Origin of the sequence: Bradyrhizobium sp. C9 (assembly GCF_002532045.1) — a bacterium.
Classification (GTDB): Bacteria; Pseudomonadota; Alphaproteobacteria; order Rhizobiales; family Xanthobacteraceae; genus Bradyrhizobium.
In genome coordinates this window covers 1-544 of sequence record NZ_NWTG01000059.1, presented here as the reverse complement: position 1 = coordinate 544, position 544 = coordinate 1, and the positions used below count along the sequence as shown (strand labels likewise).

The window sequence follows — 544 nt, the reverse complement described above, 5'->3', positions numbered from 1 at the left end:
GGCGATCGGCGCCGAGGTGGCCGTCGAGCCGGGCGCGGGCGTCAAGTCGGGCTTGCCCGATTCGGAGCTTGTCGCGGCCGGCGCGACCGTCAGCGCCGACGCGCTGAAGGACGCCGACATCATCATCAAGGTGAAGCGGCCCGAGGCCTCGGAGCTTTCGAAGTACAAGCGCGGCGCGCTGGTCATCGCGATCATGGATCCCTACGGCAACGAGGCGGCGCTGAAGGCGATGGCCGATGCCGGGGTGTCGGCGTTCGCGATGGAGCTGATGCCGCGCATCACCCGCGCCCAGGTGATGGACGTATTGTCCTCGCAGGCCAATCTCGCCGGCTACCGGGCAGTGATCGAGGGCGCCGAGGCGTTCGGCCGCGCCTTCCCGATGATGATGACCGCCGCCGGCACCGTGCCGGCCGCCAAGGTGTTCGTGATGGGCGTCGGCGTCGCCGGCCTGCAGGCGATCGCGACCGCGCGCCGGCTCGGCGCCGTCGTCACCGCGACCGACGTGCGGCCCGCCACCAAGGAGCAGGTGGAGAGCTTGGGCGCA

The 544-nt window shown here is 71.3% G+C and carries 1 protein-coding gene; it reads left to right on the top strand.

Annotation, left to right across the window (positions count from 1 at the left end; translation table 11 throughout):
• The coding region (locus tag CO675_RS39520; protein ID WP_502693452.1) for a Rossmann-fold NAD(P)-binding domain-containing protein at nucleotides 1-544 on the top strand (544 nt) is incomplete at both ends.